Raw genomic sequence first — 2,642 nt, forward strand, 5'->3', positions numbered from 1 at the left:
AAGCGACTCTATGCGCTCTTCGATTGCCCGCTTGTGCACTTCAAGCTGCCCGATTTTCTCGCGGACTCTGTTCGCCTCAAGATTGAGACTCTTCGCCATCTCGCTCTTGCCGTTCTTTTCCGCCTGAATCTTGATGAGTTCCTGCTGCAGTTCGCCCATCTGCGCCTGAAATTCCTTGATTTTGTCGTTGTTCTCCGTGAGCGTGCTCAATATGCCGTCAATTTCCGCCTGAATCGCATTGCGCTTCTCGGAAATCTCCTGCTTGGCCTGCGTCTGCCGCGCCTGATTCTGCACAAAGTCTCGCAGCTTCAAAAGCTGGATGTCAAGTTCCGTATTGAAAATATCTTCTTTTATTTTTCGATATTTTATTGTCTTCTCGCTCTGAACCTTGAGCGTCTCATAATTCCGCTTGCTCTCAGAAAGGGCAGCCTGAATCGTCTCAAGATTTTGCCGCGCCCGCTCAAGTTCGCGCTCCGCCTCGGCACATTCCGCCTTGCTTCTGGAAATTCCAGCCGCCTCCTCGAAGAGATAACGCCTGTCCTCCGGCTTGCTCGAAAGAATCTGGTCGATTTTGCCCTGTTCCATGACAGAATACGCCGATTTTCCGACACCCGTATCCATGAAAAGCCTTCTGATTTCCGTGGGGCCAACCTGCCTATTATTGATGTAATACTCGCTTTCGCCGGAGCGGTAGAGCCGTCTCTTCAGGGCAATTTCAGGCTCGTCCATGGGAAGCAACTTGTTCTCGTTTGAGATTGTGAGCGTGACTTCTGCAATGTTGAGCGGCGGTCGGCTGTCGGTTCCGTTGAAAATAACAGATTCCATCGTGTCGGCACGAAGATTCTTCGCCTTGTTTTCCGCAAGAACCCATTTTATGGCATCAACGACATTGCTCTTCCCACAGCCGTTTGGACCGAGCAAAGCCGTTATTCCATCTGCAAATTCAACATGAGTCTTATCTGCAAAAGATTTGAAGCCATAAATATCAAGGTATTTTAGAAACACAAATTTTCTCCGTCGTACGTTATGAAACCAAAATTATATCAGTTTTCTTCATTTGCTTCAATTTCGTTTGAAGAAAGCTCCGAGGGCGAAACAAGTTTTCCCTTATAGAGCATTTTTGGGTACACCACAATGCCAAGACGCTTTTCGAGGGCTGAAAATTTCCGCATCTCGTATTCGTCGCCGATAACCACGTTGCACCCAGTCTTTCCGGCACGGGCAGTCCTTCCGGCGCGATGGACAAAAAAATCGTCGTTGCTTGGAACGTCCATCTGCACAACATGCGTCACATCGGAAAAATCAAGTCCCCGTGAAGACAAATCGCTCGTCACAAGGATTTTCATTTTTCCGCCGCGGAATTTGTCTATAATCTGCTTTCTTGAAACTTTGTCGGCTTTTGCATGGATTCCCTCGCACTCAATGTTGCGGTACTTCAATTTTGAGACGATGTTCGCAACCTGATCGATTTTTGATGTGAACACGAGAACCTTCTCGCCCTTTTCGGCCACAAGCAGTTTTCGGAGCGTCTCGATTTTGTCCCGTGTCTCCGAGAAAATGGCTATATGCGTGATTCGCTTTCTGAGCACGTCCTCAGGCGGAAGAAAAATCGTCTTGGGCGACTGGGAGAAGTGCAGGGAAGCCAAAGCTTTTTCTGTCGCCTTTGAGATTGTTGCGCTGGCGGCTATAAGCTGAACCGATTTGTTGAGCGAAGACAAAAATTCCAGCGTCTCGTCGCGCAACTCAGGCGAAATGAGCCGGTCAACCTCATCCAGAACCACAGCTGCAGCAGAATCAATTTTGAGCTTTTTGAGATGGAACAGTTCCAAAAGTCGGGCAGGCCCACCGATAACAACAGAAGGCTTTTCCTTTAAAAGCTCAATCTGCCGCTTTATGGGTGCGCCCCCCACAAGCAGGGCGGAGTTTTCCTCGGTTATTATTTTTACCTGAGATTTTATCTGTGACGCAAGCTCAACCGTGGGAGAAAGGACAATCAGCTTGATTTCTTTCTTTTCGTTCCCGCCGCTTGAGATGCTCTGCACAAGCGGCAGAAGGTAGGCGAACGTTTTCCCCGTCCCAGTCTCGCTTTCAAACAGAACAGATGATTTCGCCAGAATCTCAGGGATTATGCGTTTCTGCACATTCGTTGGAGCTGTTATCCCATGAGAAGCAAGAACAGTCGAATATTTCTCTTCGATTCCAAGCTCCGAGAAGTTGGAACGATTCAAATATTCATTATTACACTCGACTTCACTCATATAGGTAAGTATAGCATAGTTAGAAAAAATTTACTATAATTTTGAAATTATGAAAGTTGGTATAGATACTTTCGGGTGCAACCACGGAAACTCGGAGGCAGGGCTTTACCTGTTGTCGCTCGCAAAGTACTTGAAGAATGATGAAAACGTTGAATTCGAATTCTTCGGCGAAGAAGAAGACCGATACATTTTCACCCATGACAATAATTTTAATTTTGTTCCCGTATATCTGCCTGAAAAATACAACACACCGTTTTGGTGGCATATCGTCGGGTTCAACACGTTCTGCAAAATCCAAAAGTATGATTTGGTCATCATACCTGCAGCAACAAAATTCATCCCGCTAATCCCGATTGTTCCTGCAGTCGCAATTGTAACAGATGT

2 protein-coding genes and 1 pseudogene are annotated in these 2,642 nt (G+C 46.8%); 1 reads left to right on the forward strand and 2 read right to left on the reverse strand.

Annotated features, from left to right (window positions below; all coding sequences use genetic code 11):
* Both IJJ71_RS08495 and IJJ71_RS08500 read right to left on the reverse strand, forming a co-directional pair.
* The coding region (locus tag IJJ71_RS08495) for an AAA family ATPase (protein ID WP_296846401.1) at positions 1-1,005 on the reverse strand (1,005 nt) is incomplete at its 3' end.
* Positions 1,006-1,043: 38 nt separating this feature from the next.
* Positions 1,044-2,258, reverse strand: coding sequence for a DEAD/DEAH box helicase (locus IJJ71_RS08500; RefSeq protein ID WP_296846402.1), 1,215 nt, complete (start codon positions 2,256-2,258; stop codon positions 1,044-1,046).
* Positions 2,259-2,307: 49 nt separating this feature from the next.
* Between IJJ71_RS08500 and IJJ71_RS08505 the strand changes: the two are divergent.
* Positions 2,308-2,642: pseudogene (locus IJJ71_RS08505) on the forward strand (glycosyltransferase family 4 protein); the annotation flags it as partial.

Origin of the sequence: Treponema sp., assembly GCF_017430385.1 — a bacterium.
GTDB lineage: Bacteria > Spirochaetota > Spirochaetia > Treponematales > Treponemataceae > Treponema_D.

Excerpts from the sequence above, each read along its gene's own strand:
- IJJ71_RS08500 (WP_296846402.1), bottom strand. The coding sequence starts at position 2,258 with ATGAGTGAAGTCGAGTGTAATAATGAATATTTGAATCGTTCCAACTTC.